Source organism: Bacillus sp. FSL K6-3200, from assembly GCF_038630485.1.
Lineage (GTDB): Bacteria > Bacillota > Bacilli > Bacillales > Bacillaceae > Bacillus > Bacillus safensis.
In genome coordinates this window covers 1,060,282-1,085,727 of sequence record NZ_CP152032.1, presented here as the reverse complement: position 1 = coordinate 1,085,727, position 25,446 = coordinate 1,060,282, and the positions used below count along the sequence as shown (strand labels likewise).

Genomic DNA, 25,446 nt, shown 5'->3' with positions numbered 1-25,446 from the left:
TATTCGGGGTGGGCTCCTTTTCTGTTAAACCGTCTATTTTAATGAAATAGACTTGGTTCTTTTGATATAGAGGGTGCAGGGTGAAATTGGTGGAGAAAACATAGAAGAGGCGGAGGATGAGAATGAATACAGTTTATTACCCCTTAACACATGCGCAAAAGCGAGTATTCTACACGGAAAGATTTTATCCAGGTACAAGTATTTCTAATTTGGGTGGTTTCGCCAGATTGAGATCAGTATCAGGTCTCGATCCTTCTTTGGTCGTTGATGTGCTTCAAGCATACCTTCGACAAACTGACTCTCTTCGGCTGAGGCTCGTGTATCGAGATGAAGAGGAGGAGCCCGTTCAATATATCAAACCTTATGAAAAACAGCCGATTCGTATGGAGAAGGGCTGGAGTGAAGGGGAAGTAAGGGCTTGGGCAAACGAGCAAATTCGTGAGCCGATGCCATTGATTGACAGCCCCTTGATTGAATTTACGGTGTTTCAAATCAGTGATCAAGAATGCTGGCTGTTCTGTAAAGCACATCATATTGTGGCGGATGGTATTTCCATCATTCTAATGGGAAATCGCATTATTGATTTATATCATGACATGCTGCAAGGAGTAGACATCTCGCCAGTTGAGGAGATTTCCTTCGTTGATCACATCATGAGTGAGCAGACATATGAATCTTCTAAACGTTTTCAAAAAGACCAAGCTTTTTGGAATGAGCAATTTGCTCTTATTCCAGACTTCGCATCTTTAAAACCGCATAAGGGATACGAGATGAGTTTACATGCGGAGCGATTTTCAGGGGATGTTCCAGATTCTTTAAAGGAGAAGCTTCGTGCCTTTTGTGAAGAGCAGAAAGTCAGCATGCTTTCAATGTTTATGTCCACTGTCTATATTTACTTACATCGGTTTAGCGGTATGGAAGATGTCGTTCTTGGAACCTTTATGGGCAACCGGACGAATGCCAAAGAAAAAAAGATGATTGGAATGTTTGTATCCACAATTCCAATGCGTGCATCTGTTCAAGGGTCGCAAACGTTTCTTGATTTCGTAAAACAGGTCATGGCGGATCAAATGAAGATCTTACGTCACCAAAAGTACCCTTACAATCTGCTCATGAATGATTTGCGGGAAAGAGAAGGGTTTACAGGACGCCTTTTTGACATTTCTTTAGAATACCAGGTCATGCAGTGGCAGAAAAAAGAGAACCTGTCGTTCATTACTGAACCGATTTTTAGCGGGAGCGGAATGAATGACATTTCAATACATGTGAAAGACCGCTGGGATACTGATACATTGACCATTGATTTGGATTACCGTACAGATGTATTCACAGAAGAAGAAATGAGTAAGATGTTTGATCGATTCTTGATATTACTAGAAGCGGCCGTCTCTCAGCCTGATCAGCTGATTGGGACACTGCCTTTACTTTCAGCAGGGGAACAAAAGGAGCTGCTGCAATTATCTGAGGGAGAATCATTTGAAAGACCAGCAGCAAAACCGGTTCATCACATATTTGATGAGACAGCAAACAAGTATGCAGATCGGGCTGCTGTTGTAGCGGAAAATGGAATATTTACTTATGGAGAGCTGCATCGACAGGCAGAAAAGCTGGCACGGTTTTTACAAATGAAAGGTATCTCACGTGATGTGCCTGTTGCTGTATTGATGGATCGGAAGACAGATGCCATGGTGGCGGTCTTCGGCATATTAAAGGCTGGCGGGGCATATGTACCAATTGATCCGGCATTACCTGAGGAGCGTATTCAATTTATTGTGGAAGATTCAGGTGCTTCTATTGTGTTAACAGAGGAATCGTTCATTCAAGAGTACCCAGCCCTCTCGGAAAAATTGATCGTGCAGCAGCAAATATTATTAGGTGATGCACAGCTGCCTGAGCTCGTAGATCAGACGGCGCCGGAGGATTTAGCCTACATGATTTATACATCGGGTACGACTGGAAAGCCAAAGGGTGTCATGATTGAGCATCTTCAGCTTCATCATTTGGTCCATGCTTTGCATCATGAGATTTATCAAGGGACGAATGAGCTTCAAATGGCGCTTCTAGCCCCATTCCATTTCGATGCATCGGTGAAACAAATCTTTGCTGCCCTTTTATTTGGACATACGCTTCATATCATCCCGCGAGAAACAACGAGAAATGGGATGCAGCTAGCGGCTTATTACAGAAAACATCAAATTGAAGCGGCAGATGGAACACCGGCGCATGTGCAGCTTTTACTTGCTGCGGATTTGGACGGGCTGTCATTGACGCACATGTTGATTGGGGGAGAAGCGCTTCCTGCGAAAGCAGCACGTTCACTCATCGAAGCGGTTCGTATGAGTCAACCTAATTTTACTCTGTGGAATGTGTATGGTCCAACTGAGACGTGTGTGGATGCGGCGGTTCATCGTCTAGATCTCAGTGAGCTGAGCGTATTAACTGAACAGCGCTATGTTTCGATTGGAAAACCGCTTGGTCATCATCGAATTTATATTTTAAATGAACATGATCAATTACAGGTGCATGGGGCTGCAGGAGAGCTTTGCATTGCCGGTATAGGTGTTGGGCGAGGCTATGTGAATCAGCCTGAATTGACAGAGAAGGTATTCACGGCAGACCCGTTTTCTCCGCATGAGCGGATGTATCGAACGGGCGATCTAGTCAGGTGGCTTCCAGATGGCACGATTGATTATCTTGGCAGAATGGATGATCAAGTGAAAATAAGGGGTTATCGCATAGAAACAGGCGAGATTGAAGCGGTGATGGAGCAGGTAGATGGAGTTGATAAGGCTGTCGTGCTAGTGGTTGATGAAGCGGATGGAGAAAAGGCGTTAAGTGCTTACTATCAAGCTTGTCAAGAAGGTGTGTCTGTTGACATGCTGCAAGCGACTATCAAACATCAGCTTCCAGCCTACATGATGCCTCTTTATTTCAAAGAGCTCGATGCTTTTCCACTCACAGTCAGCGGCAAAGTCGACCGTCGTGCACTTGCTGCGTTAAAAGGTGATAGAGCGGTTCATGCCATTTATACGGCACCTAGAAACGATATAGAAACGAAGCTTGTTCATTTGTGGGAAGACATTCTTGATCAAGAGAAGATCGGTGTATATGATTCTTTCTTCGATCGAGGCGGGCATTCGCTCAAAGCGATGACTGTACTTACACAGGTTCAGCGAGACTTTCAAGTAGAAGTGCCGCTGTCGGTTTTATTTGAACAGCAAACGATTGCTGCTTTGGCTGCTTATATTGAGCAAGCGGATAGGTCTTCTGAAACGGTGATACCAAAAGCGCCGGCTGCAGATCATTATCCATTGTCACCTCCACAGCAGCGCGTCTATATGGTGAGTCAACTGGAACAAAGCACTGCATATCATATGCCTGCTGTTGTGAGGTTAAAAGGAACCCTGCAGCTTGAGAAGCTGATTGAAGCCTTTGAAAGGCTGATTTCACGTCATGATATGCTGCGTATTTCTTTTCATACGATAAAAGGTGTTCCTCGTCAGCGGATCGCTTCATCAGTGTCCTTTCAAATAGAACAGCTGACAGGCGGTACGATAGAAGAAAACATGCAGCAATTTGTCAGACCTTTTGATCTTGAGTGTGCACCACTTCTTCGAATTGGTTTGCAGTCATTGCATGATCAGGAGCATTTGCTCTTTTTCGATATGCATCATCTGATTTCAGATGGTCTTTCGATCGATTTAATGCTGCGTGAGCTGTCAGATGCTTACGAGGGATCGGTCAGAGCACCATTGAAGCTTCAATACCAAGATTATGCAGTTTGGCAACAGCACCAAGGCTTTCAAAAAGAAGAGGCATTCTGGCTGCAAGAATTTTCGGGCGATATTCCGGCTTTACAGCTGCTGACCGATTATCAGCGTCCAGCTGTCCAGTCTTTCGCAGGTGATCGTGTCATCAAAGAAATAGATGAAACGTTAAAGAATCAATTACAGCAGCTTGCAGCGAATCACCACACGACATTGTATACGGTGCTGCTTTCTGCTTACTATACATTGCTTGCGAAATATACGGGTCAAAAGGAATTTGTAGTCGGAACACCGGCGGCAGGGCGTGTGCATACAGATTTGAATGACATGATCGGTATGTTTGTCCAGACACTTGCTTTGCGGTCAGAGGTAGATCCGAATGGAACCATGTCTCAGTTGATTGAGCAAGTAAAGAAAAAGACAATGCAGGCATTTGAGCATCAGCAATATCCATTTGAACGGCTGCTTGAAAAGCTGAATGTGCCAAGAGATTTTAGCCGTCATCCATTGTTTGATACCGTCTTTACACTGACGCCGGATCATGGAGCAGCCCAGCATATTGGAGACATGCTGGTCGAGGTTGAAGAAACCAATTTCCATATTGCGAAATTTGATTTAACACTGCAAGCCATGGAGTCAGATCAAGGCTTATCCTTTGTACTAGATTACAGTACGGCGCTATTTAAGCGAACTACAGCAGAGCAAATGCTTAAGCATTATGTTTATCTGCTGGAACAGATGGTTCAAACACCGCAGGAAGCTATTCAATCCTATCGATTACTGTCTGAACAAGAAGCAGAAGCTCAGTTAAATAGGTGGAATCCGTTACCTTCGCCTTATCCAGCAGAAGAAACCATTGTGACGCAGTTTGAAAAACAGGTGCAGCAGCATGGAGATCAGCCTGCATTGCAATGTGAAGATGTGGTTCTTTCTTATCAAGAGCTGAATGACCGAGTGAATCAGCTGGCTCATTATTTGAGTGAAAATGGTTTTGAAAAAGGGATGAAAGCGGCCTTATTCTTTGAACGGTCTAATGACATGGTGCTCTCTGTTTTGGCTGTGCTTAAGGCGGGCGGTGTCTATGTACCAATTGACCCCGATTTCCCTGATGAGCGCGTGAAGCACTTTTTAACAGACAGCGGTGCACAATTTTTACTGACACATCAAGTGCTGCGCCATCGCTCAGTGCTCACTGCATTTGAGGGAACCATCATAGAAACAGAAGATCAAGCGATTGCTCAGCATTCAGACAGCCCTATAGATGCTCATATTTTACCTGAGGACTTGGCGAATTTGACCTATACATCAGGTACAACCGGTAAGCCTAAAGGAAATATGGTGACACACCGGAACATTTTGAGAACGGTGAAGCAATCGAATTATCTCACGGTTCATCATGAGGACACGGTGATGAGCATTTCAAACTATGTATTTGATGCCTTTATGTTTGATGTGTTTGGTGCTTTATTAAACGGAGCGAAACTCATTGTTCTGCCAAAGGACCAAATCTTAAACATGAATGAGCTCTCTGGAGCGATTGAGAAGGAAAAAGTCAGTATTTTAATGATCACGACAGCTCTTTTTCACTTACTCATCGATATGAAAAAAGACAGCCTGAAAAACGTAAGAAAAGTGCTGTTTGGCGGAGAACGTGCTTCTGTGCCTCATGTAGTGACTGCACTTGAGACAGTTGGGGAAGACAGGCTTGTTCATATGTACGGACCTTCTGAGAGCACAATTTTCACCACCTATTATCCTGTGAATCACATTGAGAAGCAGGCGTTATCTATCCCAATCGGAAAGCCAGTGAGTCAAACGGCTGTTTATATTGTAGATGAGTTTGGACATGTTCAGCCGCCGGGCGTGGCGGGAGAGCTATGTGTCGCTGGTGATGGACTGGTGAAAGGATATTATAAGCAGCCAGAACTAACAAACGAAAAGTTTGTCAAAAATCCTTTCCGCCCTGAAGAAACCATGTATAAAACGGGCGATCTTGCACGCTGGCTGTCAAATGGAGATATTGAATTCATTGGACGGATCGATCATCAAGTGAAGATTCGCGGACAGCGTATCGAGCTTGGAGAAATTGAACACCAGCTGCTGCGGCATCCTCAGGTGAAGGAAGCTGTCGTCATTGCAGCTCCGAATGACACGTTATGTGCGTATTTCACAGCAGAAGGATCTGTCTCGTTAACTGATTTACGTGAGCAAGCAGGACGTGAACTGCCTGTGTATATGATGCCGGCATTTTTCATGCAATTAGACGAGCTTCCTTTGACGAATAACGGCAAGGTCGATAGGCGGGCGCTGCCGGCGCCTGATCTCAGTGAGCAGGGGGAAAATGAATACACCTCTCCTCAAACAGAAACAGAGCGTCTGCTGGCGAACATTTGGGAGGAAGTTCTTGAAGTACCGCGCATCGGCAGGCATGATCATTTCTTTGAATGCGGGGGCCATTCGCTGCGCGGCATGAAAATGCTGAACAGGCTGTATGAAGAGATGCAGGTGGAGCTCACTTTGAAGTCCTTATTTGAATCCCCAACATTAGAGGCGTTCGCCCTTGTGGTGGATCAAGCGGATCAAACGGAGATCAAGCGAGTAGAAATCGCCAAAGAGGCGGCCTATTATCCAGTGACATCTGCTCAGAAAAGACTGTTTGTTTTGGAGAAAATGACTGATGCAGAGCAAAGCTACCATATGCCGGCTGCCTTAAAGCTAGAAGGCGTCTTTGATGAAAAACGATTTGAAAAGGCGATTGATCAGCTAGTCCAACGTCATGAAGCTTTCCGAACGAGCTTTGATTTTGTTCAGAATGAACCTGTTCAACGGATTGAAACAAATGTCTCTATAGACATTGAAAAAATTGAACAGAACGGCCGAGACATACAGGAATTAATGAATGACTTTATCAGGCCATTTGATGTAGAAAAAGCGCCTTTACTCAGAATAGGGCTGGTTTCCGTCTCCGTAAATGTCCATTATTTACTGATTGATATGCATCATATCATTTCAGATGGTGCGTCTGTTGGCATTTTAATTGAGGAACTTTCGGCCCTGTATCGAGGAGACAAACTAGAGGAATTGCCTGTTCAATATAAGGATTATGCAGTTTGGTCAAAAAGTGAGGCATCTGCTGCGCAAAAAGCAGCTGAAGAGGCATTCTGGCTGGATCAATTACAAGGGGAGCTGCCTGTACTGGCACTGCCGGAAGATCTGCCAAGGCCAAAAGTGCAAACATTCGCAGGAGATCGTGTCTCATTTACAATCGAAGGTTCGCTTAAAGCGAAATTGGACGAGCTTGTAAGAGCGCTCAACAGTACGACTTATACAGTCCTGCTGGCTGGCTACAGTCTTCTTTTAAGCAAACTTTCAAGACAAGAGGATATCATCATTGGTTCTCCGGTTGTGGGCAGAACCCATCCTGATATTCAATCTGTGATCGGCATGTTTGTGAACACGCTGGCACTTAGAACAAGACCAGCAGGACATCAGACAGCTGCTGAATTTGCGTCAAATGTTCATCAGCTTGTGTTAGAGGCAAACGAGCATCAGCTGTACCCATTTGAAGAATTGGTAGATCAAGTGCAAACGGTTCGAGACACAAGCCGTCATCCAATTTTTGATGTGGTCTTCTCAATGGAGAATGCGGATATTCGTGATTTATCTATGGATGGGCTTCAGGTTGTTCCACAGCCATTCGAGGAGAATATCGCTAAATTTGATTTGACCTTAACTGGAAACGAATCCGCAGATCAAATTGAGCTCGTGTTTGATTTTAATTGTTCTATCTTTCAAAAGACGTCAATTGAAAAGTGGAAAGAATATTTCCTTCATTTGCTGGAACAAATGGTGTCAGCTCCAGATCAATTGTTAGATCAAATGCAATTATTGTCACCGCAGCAGCAGCAAAAACTGCTGATTGAATGGTCAGGGCCTGTCCTAGACGTTCCGTCAGATCAAACTGTTCATGCGCTAATTGAGTCTAAGGCACATGAAGCACCGCACCAAAAAGCGGCAACCTTCTGCGGAAGGGACTGGACGTATAAAGAGTTGAACAGCCGGGCGAATGTAGTCGCTTCAAGACTCATCGCAAGCGGCACAAAACCAGGAGACCGCGTCGGTATTCTTACCCGTCCATCCCTTGATATGACAGCTGCTGTCCTTGGCGTTCTCAAGGCAGGTGCGGCATTCGTTCCGATTGATCCAGATTATCCGGCGCAGCGTATTGCGTACATGCTGGAAGACTGCGGGGCAGAAGTACTTCTGATGCAAAAAGGACTCACTGCGCCATCTTCATTCACAGGTCATGTCCTGTTCATAGAAGATGCGGTAGAGGGAGAAGCCCACGAGATTCAGGTTCATATCAAACCAACGGATCTTGCCTACATGATTTATACCTCTGGGACGACGGGGCAGCCGAAGGGTGTCATGGTCGAGCACCAGTCCCTTGTAAATCTTGCATTCTGGCACAATGATGCGTTCCAGGTGACGGACGAGGATCGAACTGCGAAATATGCCGGCTTTGGCTTTGATGCCTCCATTTGGGAAATGTTCCCGACGTGGATCGCCGGCGCAGAGCTGCACATCATCGACGAAGCAATTCGTCTCGATATGATCAAGCTCAATGCGTATTTCAATAAAGAAGACATCACCATTGCCTTCCTGCCAACGCAGTTATGCGAGCAGTTTATGTCAATGGACAACCATTCTCTACGTTATTTACTCACAGGCGGAGACAAGCTGAAACAGGTAAAGCCAGTTCCATACAAACTCGTCAATAACTACGGTCCAACTGAAAATACAGTTGTAGCGACAAGCGGGATGATCGATCCAGAACAAGGCACGCTTCCGATTGGAACGGCGATTGCCAATACACGTTTCTACATCATGGGTTCGTTATATGACCTGTCGCCGCCAGGCGTACCGGGCGAGCTCGTCATTGCAGGAAAAGGACTGGCGAGAGGCTACTGGAATCTTCCAGAAGAAACCGACAAACGATTTGTCCCAGATCCATTTTATCCAAGCGAGCGCATGTACCGTACAGGCGATTTAGTGAAATGGACAGACGATGGTGAGCTGATCTATCTCGGCAGAATAGACCATCAGGTCAACATCCGCGGCTTCCGTATTGAGCTGTCAGAAATTGAAGCCCAGCTTCTGACGCTAGATTCGGTCAAAGAAGCTGTCGTGACCACGGTCAAAGATGCAAGTGATCAGGACGCCCTTGCCGCTTACGTGATTACGGAGAACGATACAGATACAGAGGACTTAAAAGAAAGCCTGAAATGCACGTTGCCAGAATATATGGTACCAGCATGGATCGTAAAACTAGACCAATTTCCAATGACGGCCAATGGAAAAGTCGATCTGAAAGCATTGCCAGCTCCTGATATGGAAGCGAACCAAACGGTATACGAAGCTCCAAGAGATGAAGTGGAAACACTGCTTTGCGGCATTTGGGAAGATGTCCTTGGCGTCAGCCAAGTCGGTATCCACGATCACTTCTTCTTCCTTGGCGGAGATTCGATTAAAGGTATCCAAATGGCAAGCAGGCTCACGCAAGCGGGCTGGAAGCTCGATATGAAACTTCTATTCCAGTACCCAACGATTGCGGAGCTGCGCCCATATATCGAGGAAGCCGATCTTCTCACAGCAGACCAATCACCTGTCGAAGGAGAAGTCATTTTAACACCGATTCAGCGTTGGTTTTTTGAACGAAACTTTACGAATCAGCACCATTGGAACCAATCGGTTATGCTCCAAGCACCAAATGGTTTGGATGAACAAATCGTTCAGCAAGTGCTAGAGCAGCTCATGATTCATCATGATGCATTGCGAATGGTGTATCCGCTCGAAGAAGGGCGCGTCATCCAGCGTCATCGAGGAATCGAGGAAAACAATGTGGCAATTGATGTGGTGGAAGTAAAAGGAGAGCTGTCGCAGCAGATCCAGCAGGTAGAAAAGCTGGCAAATGAAGTGCAGGCGAGTATGTCGCTAGCGGAGGGACCACTAGTGAAACCTGCCATTTTCCGAACGGACCAAGGGGATCATTTATTGCTCGCTGTACATCACCTTGTCATTGATGGTGTGTCATGGCGTATTTTCCTTGAAGATTTCATGGCTCTTTATGAACAGTCAAAGCGCGGGGAAACTCTTACCCTTCCTGAAAAAACACACTCCTTCCAAGAATATGCACAAAAGTTGACTGAATACGCTGTGTCAGATGAGGTGCTATCGGAAAGAGATTATTGGAAAAAGGTACTTGCGCATTCCGTTCGTCCGCTTCAAAAGGATCATGTCACGGAGGATCAACGAATGCTTCATACAGAGACCGTTCGTTTTACATTGTCTGAGGAGGAAACACGCAGTCTGCTGACGGATGTACATGAAGCCTACCAAACGGAAATCAATGATATTTTGCTGACGGCATTAGGGTTGTCCATGAAAGAGTGGACAGGTGAAGACAGACACTTTATTCATCTTGAAGGGCACGGGAGAGAGGATATCCTCCCTGCGGTCAATGTATCACGGACCATTGGCTGGTTTACTAGCATGTATCCAGTATTACTGGATATGTCGCATGCAGACGATCTTTCTTATCAGATCAAGCATTTAAAAGAGGAACTCAGGCACATTCCGAACAAGGGAATCGGCTATGGCGTTTTAAAATACTTAACGCCTGACAAGATGAAGGACGATATCGATTTTCAAGTCACACCAGATATCAGCTTTAACTATCTTGGTCAGTTTGATGAACAGATCGGCGGCGGTGAACTGAGACGCTCTGCATGGCATGCGGGACAATCGCTGAGCCCTGAATCCGAGAAACCTCATGCGCTGGATATTGTTGGTTTCGTAGAACAAGCCATGCTCCATGTGACGATATCCTATCATCACCTTGAATTCGAAGAACGTACGATGGAACAGTTCAAGGAACTCCTAGAAAAGAATGTGAAGGCATTAATCTCACATTGTCGATCACAGGATGAGAGTCAGATCACACCTAGTGATGTGGGGGATGAGGATCTCACCATGGATGAACTTGAAAAGCTAATGGACCTATTTTAAGCAAAACGAAGAGGTGGACTTATGAGCAAGCAGAAAATTCAAAAGGTATATCCTTTAACACCAATGCAAGAGGGCATGCTGTACCATGCCATGCTAGACCCTAATTCCTCCTCTTATTTCACACAGCTTGAGCTTGGAATAAGCGGAGATTTTGATCTCGATCTTTTTGAAAAGAGTCTCAATGAACTCGTACGGACATACGACATTCTGCGTACAGCCTTTGTCTATCAGCAATTACAAAAGCCTCGTCAGGTTGTACTGGCTGAACGTCATTTAGATGTGTATAGAGAGGATCTATCTCATCTGAATCATCAAGAGCAGAAAAAGGTATTGGATCAATATAAAAAGCAAGTGAGAAAGCAAGGATTTCACTTAACGAATGATCTGTTGTTGAAAGTCGCTGTTTTTCAACTAAATGAAACAAACTGGCATCTGATTTGGAGCAACCATCACATCATTATGGATGGTTGGTCCATGGGTGTGTTGATGAAAAAACTGTTTCATTACTATGAATCTTATCGGAACGGCCGAACGCCGGATCGCTCACAAGGTAAGCCTTATGCGGACTATATCCAGTGGCTTGGAAAGCAAAACAAACAAGAAGCGGAAGACTATTGGACGGAGCGGCTGGATGGTGCTGTACAGCACCAAGGGCTGCTGCAGCAAAAAGAAGCGAACGGACAATATGACCATCAGGAATGGACGTTTACATGGGACGCTCAAACGGTACAAGCCATTCAAGATGCGGCAAGACAATGCCAAGTGACAGCACCGAACCTTTTTCAGGCTGTCTGGTCCGTTCTTTTAGGCACCTATCATGCATCAAATGATGTCACATTCGGAACAGTCGTATCAGGCAGATCCCCAAGTGTGTCTGGGATTGAGCGCATGGCAGGGCTGTTTATCAATACGATACCTGTTCGGGTGACATTGGATCAGGAACAGACCTTTAAACAGCTGTTTCAAAAGGTTCAGCAGCATGCACTGGAAGCCGAAAACTATGATTTTATGCCGCTTTATGACATTCAGCAGAAAACAGCTGCTGGAGGAAAGCTCTTTGATCATTTGGTTGGGTTTGAAAACTATCCTTTAGATCAGGAGCTGTCTGGTGACACCATGTCTGCACGTCTCGGTTTTGCCATTGATGTAAAGGACGGATTTGAACAAACGAATTTCGATCTCAATGTTCTTGTCTATCCTGGTGAAACGTGGACATTGAAATTTAAATACAATGCGGTGGCTTTTGAAGAAAAGGTCATTGAAAACATATCAAAACATCTGACCAATCTCATGAAACAAATCATTCACAATCCTGACGTACGTCTTTATGAAGTGACATGTATTACAGAAGAAGAAAAGCAGCTGATTGAAGCGTGGAACCAAACGGAGCGAGATTATCCGAAGCACCTGTCCATTCCTGAGCTGCTCAATGAACGTATCAAGGCGCATCCTGACCATCCGGCATTAGTCGAAGGCGAGCGAACATTCACATACGAAGAGCTTGGACAGGAAATCCGTCGTTTAGCCAGCAGTCTTGTTGAAAACGGCGTTCAGCCGGGGGATGCTGTCGCAGTGTATATGAACCGATCAGCAGATGCAGTGATCTCCATTTTGGCTATTTTACATGCAGGGGCTGCTTATGTACCGATTGATCCAGCTCAGCCTGATGAGAGAATCCGTTGGATGCTTGAAGACAGCGGCGTATCCATTTTGCTCTATGCTGACAGCCAGCCGCCAGTTGATGAAAGCATCAAAGCTGTTCATGTGACCGGCATGTCTCATCACTCACAAGCGGAGTTATCGGTCGAGACGTCTCCATCTCAATTGGCATATATCATGTTCACATCGGGCTCAACTGGACGGCCAAAAGGAGTTCAAATTGAGCATCAGCATATTGTGAGGTTGGTATGCTCTCAGGAGAAAATAGGATTGAACACGTCGGATCGTATGGCGCATACAGGAGCTGTCAGCTTTGATGCGATTACCCTTGAAATCTTCACTACACTTCTGAATGGGGCGACGCTTTATCCTGTTGACCGTGATACTTTATTGGATATTCACCGATTTGAACAATTTATCCAAACACATCAGATCACAGCGCTCTTTTTAACGACTGGTTTATTTAATCAGCTCGCTCAGCAGCGGCCGCAAATGTTCAAAGGGTTAAAAACATTATTCACGGGCGGTGATGTGATCAATGTGAAAAGTGCGGAGCTTGTGAAAAAGCATCATCCAGCACTTACCTTACTGAATGTCTACGGCCCAACAGAAAATACAACCATCTCGACCTTTTACGAAGTAAGAGGAGATGAAACGGGTCCGATCCCAATTGGTCAGCCAATCAATCACACGTCAGCTTATATTTTAGATGACTATCAAAGACTTCAGCCAATAGGAGCGCTAGGAGAGCTTTATGTGGGCGGAGATGGTGTTTCAAGAGGGTATATCAAACGTCCAGATTTGACTGATCAAGTATTCATGGCAGATCCTTTTAAGCCGTCAGGACGGATGTATCGAACAGGGGACTTGGCTAGATATGGTGCGGATGGTCAGATTGAATTCCTCGGCCGTGCCGATGAACAGGTGAAAATTCGTGGTTTCCGTATTGAGCTTGGTGAAATTGAATCAGTGCTTCACCAAGAAGCGGGCATAGATGAAGCAGTTGTACTTGTTCAGCAGCTTTCTTTAGATGAAAAGGAAATCATTGCATACTTTACAGGGACGCACACAGAAGAAGAGGTGCGAGATGTATTTAATCAAAAACTGCCAGCTTATATGGTGCCGCACCATGTGATGAAGCTGGATACCTTTGCGCTGACATCGAACGGGAAGGTGGATCGAAAAGCTTTACCAAAGCCTGACGAAGTGCATCGCGAGGAGATCAAAATCATTCTGCCTGAGACTGAGACAGAAAAGGCACTCGCTGACATTTGGGAGGAGCTTCTTGGGAAAACGGTTGGGATAGACGAGCATTTCTTTATGGCTGGCGGGCACTCGCTCAAAGCGATGATGATGTCTGCGAAGGTTCAAGAAGTGCTTCAAAAGGAAGTGCCGATTCAAGTGATTTTCGAGAAGCCGACGATTCGTTCATTAGCGGCTTACATCGATCAGGATGGTCAAGAAGAAACCGGACATCCTATTTTACCAGCAGAGCAGGCGGAAGAATATCCGGTATCACCAGCTCAGCGCCGTTTATACATTTTGCAGACACTTGAACCTGACAGCACGAATTATCATATTCCGATCGTCTTAACGCTTGAGGGAACACTCGAATATCAGCGGCTCAAATCAGCATTTAATCAGTTAATCCAAACGCATGAAATCTTAAGAACGAGTTTTCATATGAACGGAGAAGACATTGTCCAAAGGGTGCATGAATGGACTGCGTTTGACCTTCCTGTTCATGACATCAAGGAAGAAGAGGCGGAGGCATTTCTTACTGAACGTCAATCGCCATTTGATTTAACAGCGGCACCCCTTTTGCGAGCTCAGCTGCTGAAAGTCAGTGAGAACCGTCACCTTCTCGTCTTGGAAGCACATCATCTCATTACAGATGGCAGCTCGATGAAGACGTTCATTCAAGATTTGGCGAAGGCTTATGATGGAGAAGCTCTTGCTGAACGAGCCATTCATTATAAAGATTACGCTGTCTGGCAGCTAAGTGAAGAAGAAACGGAGAAACAGAAGGAACATGAAGCGTATTGGCTGAAGCAATTCGAAGGAGATTTACCGGTTTTAGAGCTGCCAACTGATTATCCGCGTCCAGCAGAACGTGATTTTTCTGGAGAACGATTCATGTTTGGCTGTGATCAAGCAACGACTCAGCGGATTCATGAACTGCTTCAGAAAACCGATACGACCATGTATATGTTCTTGTTATCTGCCTTTCAGGTGCTGCTTGCCTCCTATAGCGGGCAGGAAGATATCATTGTGGGTTCGCCTGTTGCTGGACGGACACACCCTGATATTCAGGACATGCCGGGGATGTTTATCAACACCATTGCGATGCGCGGAAAACCAGAACAAAGCAAAACATTTTTACAGCTGCTTGAAGAAATAAAAGAAACAAGTGTTGACGCTTTTGCACATCAAAGCTATCCACTCGAAGAGTTAATTGCACATCTTCCATTAGACCGTGATACAACTCGGAGTCCGCTTTTTAGCGTCTCATTTAACATGCAGAACATGGAGGTTCCGGCGCTGAAGCTCGGCGATCTGCACATTTCGCCTTATGCCATTCAGCATCACTCGGTCAAATTTGATCTATCTCTAGAAGCATTTGAACGCGAGGGAGCATTAAAGCTGAGCTTTGACTATGCAGCAGCCTTATTTAAAGAAGAGACCGTCCGACGTTTTGGAACTCATCTCCTGGCGATTATTCGTGAGGCGGTTCGTCATCCAGAGGAACAGATCGGCTTGCTCCATATACTGGATCAGCAAGAACAAATAGAGCGTCTGGAGAAAAAAGCCGAAGGACAAACGAATCGTCATGAGCCATTCCATGTCCAATTTTCACGTCAGGCTAAGGAAACACCGGATGCTATCGCCGTCATGGATGATCAAAGAAAACTCACCTACCGCGAGCTTGAGGATATGTCATATGCACTTAGCTGTGAGCTTAAAAAACGAGGCGTCGAGAAAGAACAAGCTGTGGCACTGATCCTTGACCGCTCTGTCTATGTCATCGTCTCCATGCTTGGTGTGATGAAAGCAGGAGGAGCGTTTGTCCCGATTGATCCAGCTTTTCCGGCTGAACGAATCCGCTACACATTAGAGGATTCAGATGCACAAGTCATCGTGACAAATGAGTCTCTTGCAGATTCCTATCAGAATCACAAGTCGATTCAAGTGGTGCAGGTTGAACAAGCAGTGCATCAAAGCCACTCACTAGAACTGCCGGAAGTATCGGTTGATCAGCTCGCTTATGTGATTTACACATCTGGTACCACAGGGCAGCCGAAGGGTGTACAGCTCACGCATCGTAATCTATCACACTATGTCAACTGGCTGACAAATGAGGTGACATTGCAAGAATGTGATCGGACGGCACTGCTTTCTTCTTATGCATATGATCTTGGTTACACAAGCATTTTCCCTGTTTTAAAAGCAGGGGGGACACTCTATGTTCCTCATGAAGACGTGTATACAGACCCTGTACGTCTGATGCGGATGATTGATGAACAAGAGCTGACTTATATCAAAATGACACCATCTCTATTTCATATGATGGCAGATTCTAAGGAACATTCGTTTAACGCTTTACGCCTAGTGGTCCTTGGAGGAGAACCGATGATCCCTGAGGATGTTGAGACATTTATGATGCAGCATCCATGCGTGGCAGTAATGAACCATTACGGTCCGACTGAGACAACCATTGGTACAGTGACCAAGCTGATCACACCGCAAGAGCTGGACGCTTTGAAGGAACGATCTTTGATCGGGCAGCCAATTGCTCACACAAGAGCGCTCGTATGCAATCAGCAGCAGCGGCTTGTCCCGTATGGCGCGCCGGGAGAGCTTTATATATCTGGAGAAGGCGTGTCGAGAGGATATTTAAATCAGCCTGAATTAACAGCGGAACGTTTTCTTGAAAATCCATATGATCCTCAAGAGAGAATGTATCGCACAGGGGATTTGGTCAGACAGCATGCAAATGGAGATATTGAGTTTCTTGGAAGAGTCGATGACCAAGTGAAAATCCGCGGTTATCGCATTGAGAAACAGGAAATTGAGCATGCAGCACGTGCTCTGGCATCTATTCAAGAAGTCTATGTGAAAGTCTTGCACCTGTCCCGTTTACCGGAGCTTGCACTCTATTACACAGCGTCTGAACACATTGGAACACTGACGTTTAGAGAAAATCTTGCGGAGACACTGCCGGATTATATGATTCCTACGTACTTTGTGAAAGTCGATCACATTCCCCTTACCCAAAACGGAAAGGTAGATGCGAAGTCTCTGCCGCTTCCGCATGAGGTGCATATGAACCATGCGGCGCATGTGGCACCAGAAACGGTACTTGAGCGGGCGCTGTGTGACATTTGGTCAGAAGTTCTTGGAGTTGAACAAATGGGGGTTCTTGACCACTTCTTTGAATTGGGAGGTCATTCCCTCAAGGGCATGGTGCTCATTTCGAAGGTGCAGGCGAAGCTGAACAAGCATGTGCCGCTCAAAGTCCTTTTTGAAAAACCAACCATACGGGCAATGGCAGCCTACTTGGAAGAAGCGGATTCTTCGGTGGTGACATCCATTCAGCCGACGGAAAAGCAAGATTTCTATCCCGTCTCTTCTGCTCAAAAGCGGATGTATGTACTGCAGCAGCTGCATCCTGAAGCAGTCACTTATCATATGCCAGCGGTTTTAATGATGGAAGGCAGCCTTGATGTGAAGCAGCTAGAAGAAGCGCTTCAAGCCTTGATCGACAGACATGAATCATTGCGGACTGCCTTTGTCGAAATTGACGGCGTACCCGTTCAAAAAGTCTATCGCCAAGTACCGTTTACATTAGAGGTTGTTGAAATAGAGGGCGATCAGGAGCAGTCTGTCGTCGAGTCATTCATTACACCATTCTCATTACATCAAGCACCATTAATGAGGGCAAAAGTGGCGAAGCTTTCTGATGAGAAATATGTATTCATGATGGATATGCACCATATCATTGCAGATGGTGTCACACGCAGCCTGCTTATTCAAGAACTCGCAGAGCTGTATGAGAAAAAGACGTTACCGCCAGTTCAGCTGCATTACAAGGATTTTGCAGTATGGCAGCAGGAAGAAAAGCAGCAGGCGATGCTTGAGAAACAGCGGCAGTATTGGCTGGAGCAATATGCACAGCCGCCGGAAGACTTAGCATTGCCCCTTGATTTTCCGCGTCCTCAAGTTCAGTCATTTGAAGGAGGGCGAGTCGATAGATGGTTGTCTGCTGAAAAGGTGCAATCCATCAAAACGCTCATGGCGGAAAAAGGTGTGAGCTTGAACATGGTGATGCAAACGGCATTTGCCATTTTCCTTTCGAAATTAACTGGGCAGACAGATATCGTCATAGGCGCTGTAACGGCAGGACGTACGCATGCTTCAATCGAACGGGTTCCAGGCATGTTTGTCAATACGCTGGCTCTTCGAAACGAAGTGCAGCCAGAAGAAACGACAGCACAGCTGCTTGAAAAAATGAAAGATCGCAGTCTATCAGCCTATGAACATCAAGAATTCCCGTTTGAGGAATTGGTGGCTCAGTTAGATCTTCCGAAAGACACGAGCCGCAATCCATTGTTTAGTGTCATGCTGACAACAGATGACCGTGACCTGACGTTACCGGATTTGAATGGACTCAAGCTGTCGCAAAAGCAGCAAGATACCGTTCAGGCAAAATTTGATATAACGCTCGGTGTATTTGAAGAAAATGACCAAGTAGGTTTGCGCTTTGAGTATGCAGCGGCCCTGTTTAAAAAGAGCACCATTCAGCGCTGGAGCCGATATATTGAAAAAATCATAGACGATATGGTGGCTAAACTGAATCAGCCGATTTCAGCGCTATCTCTCATAAATGAAGAGGAAAAACGAGAGCTGATCAATGAATGGTCAGGACGAGACCTTGACGTTCCGTCAGATCAAACCGTTCATGCGCTAATTGAATCTAAGGCACAAGAAGCACCGCACCAAAAAGCAGCGACCTTCTGCGGTACAAGCTGGACGTATAAAGAACTGAATAGCCGGGCGAATGTAGTCGCTTCAAGACTCATCTCAAACGGCACAAAACCAGGAGATCGCGTCGGTATTCTCACCCGCCCATCCCTTGATATGACAGCTGCTGTTCTTGGCGTTCTCAAGGCAGGTGCGGCATTCGTTCCGATTGATGCAGATTATCCGGCGCAGCGTATTGCGTACATGCTGGAAGACTGCGGTGCAGAGGTACTTCTGATGCAGAAAGGACTTACTGCACCAGCTTCATTCACAGGTCATGTCCTGTTCTTAGAAGATGCGGTAGAGGGAGAAGCCCACGAGATTCAGGTTCATATCAAACCAACGGATCTTGCCTACATGATTTATACGTCTGGGACGACGGGGCAGCCGAAGGGTGTCATGGTCGAGCACCAGTCCCTTGTGAATCTTGCATTCTGGCACAATGATGCGTTCCAGGTGACGCACGAGGATCGAACTGCGAAATATGCCGGCTTTGGCTTTGATGCCTCCATTTGGGAGATGTTCCCGACGTGGATCGCCGCCGCAGAGCTGCACATCATCGACGAAGCGATTCGTCTCGATATGATCAAGCTCAATGCGTATTTCAATGAAGAAGACATCACCATTGCCTTCCTGCCAACGCAGTTATGCGAGCAGTTTATGTCAATGGACAACCATTCTCTACGTTATTTACTCACAGGCGGAGACAAGCTGAAACAGGTAAAGCCAGTTCCATACAAACTCGTCAATAACTACGGTCCAACTGAAAATACAGTTGTAGCGACAAGCGGGATGATCGATCCAGAACAAGGCACGCTTCCGATTGGAACGGCGATTGCCAATACACGTTTCTACATCATGGGTTCGTTATATGACCTGTCACCACCAGGCGTACCGGGTGAGCTCGTCATTGCAGGAAAAGGACTGGCAAGAGGCTACTGGAATCTTCCAGAAGAAACCGACAAACGATTTGTCCCAGATCCATTTTATCCAGGCGAGCGCATGTACCGTACAGGCGATTTAGTGAAATGGACAGACGATGGTGAGCTGATCTATCTCGGCAGAATAGACCATCAGGTCAACATCCGCGGCTTCCGTATTGAGCTGTCAGAAATTGAAGCCCAGCTCCTGACGCTGGATTCGGTCAAAGAAGCCGTCGTGACCACGGTCAAAGATGCAAGTGATCAGGACGCCCTTGCCGCTTACGTGATCACGGAGACCGATACAGAGGACTTAAAAGAAAGCCTGAAATGCACGTTGCCAGAATATATGGTACCAGCATGGATCGTAAAACTAGACCAATTTCCAATGACGGCCAATGGAAAAGTCGATCTGAAAGCATTGCCAGCTCCTGATATGGAAGCGAACCAAACGGTATACGAAGCTCCAAGAGATGAAGTGGAAACACTGCTTTGCGGCATTTGGGAAGATGTCCTTGGCGTCAGCCAAGTCGGTATCCACGATCACTTCTTCTTCCTTGGCGGAGATTCGATTAAAGGTATCCAAATGGCAAGCAGGCTCACGCAAGCGGGCTGGAAGCTCGATATGAAACTTCTATTCCAGTACCCAACGATTGCGGAGCTGCGCCCATATATCGAGGAAGCCGAGCTTCTCACAGCTGACCAATCATCTGTCGAAGGAGAAGTCATTTTAACACCAATTCAGCGCTGGTTCTTTGAACGAGCATTCAGCGATCAGCACCATTGGAATCTCTCGATGATGCTTCATGCGCCAAATGGATTTGACCTTTCCATTACAGAACAAGTCATGCAAAAACTGCTTTCACATCATGATGCACTGCGTATGGTATACAGGCAGGAACATGGCGGTATCCTGCAATACAACCAGCGGGAGCTCACGGAACCGCTGAAGATTATTTCTCATGATGTCTCAAAAGAGCACGACGTGAAAAAGGCTATTTCCACATATGCCAATGAGTATCAGCGTCAGTTGAATATCGAAACAGGTCCGTTAATGAAAGTGATTTGTTTCCATGCAGAAGATGGCGATCATTTACTCATCGTGACACACCATTTAGTCATTGACGGTGTCTCATGCCGGATTTTACTAGAGGACTTTATGTCTCTATATCAGCAGGCAGCTCATGGGCAAACGCTTGTCCTGCCGCTGAAAACTTATTCGTTTAAAGAATGGGCAGAGGCCATTGAACGTTATGCACAGTCACAGCCTTTAAAAAGTCAGCAGGAGTATTGGGCAGAGATTGAAAGCAAACCATTAACCACATTACCTGTTGATCATGAAGTGACGAAAAGAAAAGTTGCCGAAACCAAATCGGTTCAAATGCAGTTGACAGAAACAGAAACTGAGCATCTTTTAACCGATATTCATCTGCCGTACACAACGGAAATGAACGATATTCTTTTATGTGCTCTCGGCCTTGCTGTTCAAGAGTGGACAGGTGAGTCCCATGTACATGTGCAGCTTGAAGGTCATGGAAGAGAGGATATTTTATCAGGGCTGGATGTCTCTCGCACGATTGGCTGGTTTACGAGCATGTATCCAGTTGTTCTTGAAGTGAAGCCGGATCAGACCATAGCTGATGCTATTAAAGGAACAAAAGAAATGCTGCGCAGTGTGCCAAATAAAGGAATTGGCTACGGGATTTTAAAATACATGACAGCCACTGAACTGTCAGGACAGCACGTACATCCTGAAATCAGCTTGAACTATCTTGGTCAGATTGATCAGGAAGTGACGACAGAACTCTTTAGGCCGTCGACTTATGATATGGGACGACAAGCAAGCTCTGATTCCGAAGCTGTTTATAAGCTGAACCTTAGTGGTCTTGTTCAACACAATCGATTCATTTTGTCTTGTTCCTATTGTGCAAGTGAATATGAAGAACAGACGATACAGCAGTTCATGGCATTGTTGAAGGAAAAAATCCAATCCATCATCACTCATTGCTTAGCGCAGCACGAACGGGAATTTACGCCAAGTGACTTCTCTGCGGCTGACCTTGAAATGGATGAAATGGACGACATTTTTGACATGCTTGAGGAGAAATTGACTTAACAACACGAGATCAGTCATAAAAAAAGGAAGGGAGGATGAAATAGATGAGTCAATTTAAAAGGGACCAAGTTCAAGACATGTATTATCTGTCACCGATGCAAGAAGGAATGCTGTTTCATACCCTCCATCATCAAGAAAAGGGCTTTTATATAGAGCAGATGGATATGAACGTTAAGGGCACACTGCGTCATGACTTACTTGAGAAAAGCATGAATATCATTGTGGAGCGGTACGATATTTTTCGTACCGTGTTTCTCCACGAAAAAGTAAAGCGCCCTGTCCAAGTTGTACTAAAGGAACGTCCTTTTACAATTGATTTTGTGGATGTGCAAAATCTTTCTGAAGACGAACAGCTTGAACGTATAAAGAAATTCAAACAACAGGATCAGCTGAGAGGATTTGACCTCTCAAAGGATTCTCTTATGCGGGCATCTGTTTTCCAAACGGGCCCTGCCAGCTATCGCTGGATATGGAGCTATCATCATATCCTTCTTGATGGCTGGTGCTTTGGGCTTGTGGTGCAGGAGTTATTTGCGATTTACCATGCACTTTTACATGACGTTCCTTACAAGCTAGAACCGGTCAAACCATATAAAGAATATATAAAGTGGCTGGAAAAACAAGATAAACAAGCATCACTTCAATATTGGCAGCAATCATTAGCAGGGTTTGATGGACAATCGACCTTTAAAGAACAGCGAAAACAAACGAATGAACATGAATTAGGCGAAATTGAATGGTCCATGAGCAAAGAAGAAACGGCCGCTTTATCAGAGTTAGCGCTGCAGCAAAATGCTACGTTAAGCAGTGCGCTTCAATCCGTTTGGTCGATTCTGCTGAGCAGGTATCAGCGGTCAAATGATGTGCTGTTTGGAACAGTTGTGTCAGGACGTCCTGCTGACTTGGCTGGTGTTGACAGGATGGTTGGATTGTTCATCAATGTCATCCCAAGAAGAATTCAGCTGACAGATCACATGACATTTCGTGCGCTCCTGTCAGAAACACAGCAGCAGTCTCTTGCAGCCGAGCCGCACCAATATATTCCGATTTATGATATTCAGGCAAAGACAGGTCAGCAGCAGCTCATTGATCATATTGTTGTGTTTGAAAATGTCCCAGCCGCAAAGAAGGACGAGCAAGAAGCACGGTTAGGGTTCACGGTAGAGGACATGAATGTCTATGAAAAATCAAACTATGATCTCAATCTGCTCGCATCGCCTGGAGAAGAATTACTATTGAAGCTGGCCTTTAACAAAAGAGCGTTTGATCCTCAATTTGTTCACAAGTTAAAGGAACAGCTCAGTCTATTGATAAATGAGGCGGTCAAGCATCCCGAACAATCGGTTCATACAATCCCACTCGTCACGAAACAGGAAAAACAGCTGATTCTTGAGGAATGGAATGCACCTGAGCTTGAGCATGACCAGTTGTATTTGTCGAAATGGTTTGAGCATAATGTCCGCAAACAGCCAAATGCAGTTGCGCTATCAGCAGAAGAGCAAACGATGACATATGCCGAGCTGAATGAACAGGCCAATCGATTGGCAAGGCATTTGCAAAAAAATGGGGCCGAACATCAAACGGTCATCGCCATTTTAGCTGATCGAACACCTGAACTCATTGTGAGTCTGCTTGCTGTCTTAAAAGCAGGCGCAGCCTATGTGCCAATTGATCCTGATTATCCAGAAAGCCGCATTCAATACATGCTTAAAGACAGCGGAGCGACGCATCTTCTGACTCACTCATCCTTTATTGGTCAGGCGAAGGGACTTGGGTTTGCTGGCACGTATCTGTTTGCAGATGATCAGGAAATTTCACTGATGAGCTCAGAGAATCTGCCGCTGGAAGCAGGTTTACACGATACAGCTTATATCATGTATACATCAGGCACAACGGGTCAGCCAAAAGGCATCATGACAACCCATTCCAATATTGCCCGGGTGGTCAAAAATACGAACTACTTAACCATTTCAGAAACAGATACACTGCTGTCGCTATCCAACAGCGTATTTGATGGCTTTACCTTTGATGTATATGGTGCGCTTTTAAACGGAGCAAAGCTTGTCCTGCCGAAAAAAGACACCATTTTAGATATGCACGAGCTGACGGAGCTGATTAAAAAAGAAAGCATTTCTGTCATGTTTATCCCAACTGCTTTATTTAATCTTCTCGTTGATGAAGAAATTGATTGGATGCGCAGTGTGCGCAAGGTGCTGTTCGGAGGGGAGCGTGCATCTGTACAGCATGTGAGAAAAGCCTTTGGTGTCATGGGAAAAGGCAGACTAATCAATGTCTACGGCCCAACCGAATCAACGGTTTTCGCCACCTATTATCCTGTAGATGAAGCTCCGCCGATCGAAGCGCATTCTATTCCAATCGGAAAGCCGATTAACCAAACGGGTGCTTATATATTGAGCCAGCAAGGACAGCTTCAGCCGATTGGAATGGTCGGAGAACTTTGTCTCAGCGGCAAAGGACTTGCAAAGGGGTATTTGAATCGTCCTGATCTGACAAAAGAAGCCTTTATTACACATCCATTTGCTGCGGGAGAAAGGCTGTATCGTACGGGAGATTTGGCTTATTTTCGAGCAGACGGTCTGATTGAGTATGCAGGCAGAGTGGACGATCAGGTGAAAATTCGCGGCCACCGAATTGAGCTGACAGAAATTGAAGTCCACCTTCTCATGCATACAGGCGTAAAGCAAGCTGCCCTTATAACGGATCAGCATGGTTCGCAGCATACAAGGCTGCTCGCCTATATGACGTGTGAGGAGGAGTGGAAGGACAAAGTTGATGTGATCAAGTCAGGGCTGAAGGAGAAACTTCCGGCTTACATGCAGCCTCATGAACTGATCAGACTTGAGAAAATGCCGCTGACACCAAACGGAAAGGTTGATAAACGTCAGCTGCCAAAGCCAGAGGCGCCTCAAGGAAACCGCCATGTGAAACTTCCGGCAAATGAGGTAGAACAAAAGCTGCTTGTCATGTGGCGTGAAGTGCTTGAACGAGATGATATCAGTACAGATGACCATTTCTTTGAGCTTGGCGGACATTCTTTAAAAGCGATGTCGCTTTTATCAAAGGTGTCAAAGGAATTCGATGTTCAAGTGCCTATTCACTTGCTGTTTGAGACGCCGACAATTGAAGCAATCAGCCGTTATATTCAACAGCAGGATCATGAAGCTGCCGGCTATCTTGTATTCAATGAATCTCAAACTCCAACAGTCTTTGCTCTTCCGCCATTACCAGGCTACGGCTTTATCTATCAGGAAGCCGCCAACACGCTTGATAGCGTTCGTTTGATCGCTTTTGATTTTATTGAAGCTGATCACCGCATGATGCAATACGTTCAGCATATTCAGCACCTTCAGCCTGAAGGGCCGCTGACTTTGATGGGCTACTCTGGCGGGTGCTATCTGGCCTTTGAGCTCATTCAATCGCTTGAACAAGCAGGGCGGACGGTGGAAAAGGTCATCATGATCGATTCCTATAAAAAAATTGGAGAAAGTGATTTAGAAGGACGATCCATTGATGACGATATCGCAGCGATTGTCCATCAATCGAAGCAAAGTGAACTTGCCCAAGAAGAGCTCGTTCAAGAAGCGCTTGCTCAAAAAACGCGTGCCTATTATGAAACATTTGTGAAGGGGGTGAATCGAGGAAAGATACAAGCAGATATTGATTTCATCCAATCAGAAGAACAAATTGAGATTCCAGACTGGATGGGTCATTGGGAAGAAGCGACGACCGGTGCTTATCGCCATTATCAAGGCTATGGTCAACATGCTGACATGTTCAAAAACAAAGAATTTGCAGCTCAAAATGCCCAGTTGATCCAAAAGATCGTGAATCAAAAAAATAGAGAAGCTGTTTTGTAAACTTTAGATCAGGCAGG

3 protein-coding genes are annotated in these 25,446 nt (G+C 45.6%); all 3 read left to right on the top strand.

Annotation, left to right across the window (positions count from 1 at the left end):
* The first annotated feature begins 122 nt into the window (after nt 1-122).
* From MHI60_RS05405 to MHI60_RS05395, 3 genes are read left to right on the top strand one after another with little or no spacing between them, the layout of a single operon-like run.
* Complete coding sequence (locus MHI60_RS05405; protein WP_342502675.1) at nt 123-10,835, top strand: amino acid adenylation domain-containing protein; 10,713 nt, start codon at nt 123-125, stop codon at nt 10,833-10,835.
* A 21-nt stretch (nt 10,836-10,856) separates the two neighbouring features.
* Nucleotides 10,857-21,551 (top strand): non-ribosomal peptide synthetase, encoded by a 10,695-nt coding sequence (locus tag MHI60_RS05400; protein WP_263639919.1) that lies wholly within the window; start codon nt 10,857-10,859, stop codon nt 21,549-21,551.
* A gap of 44 nt (nt 21,552-21,595) precedes the next feature.
* Nucleotides 21,596-25,429, top strand: a complete 3,834-nt coding sequence (locus tag MHI60_RS05395; RefSeq protein WP_144486097.1) for a non-ribosomal peptide synthetase — start codon at nt 21,596-21,598, stop codon at nt 25,427-25,429.
* The last annotated feature ends 17 nt before the right edge of the window (nt 25,430-25,446 follow it).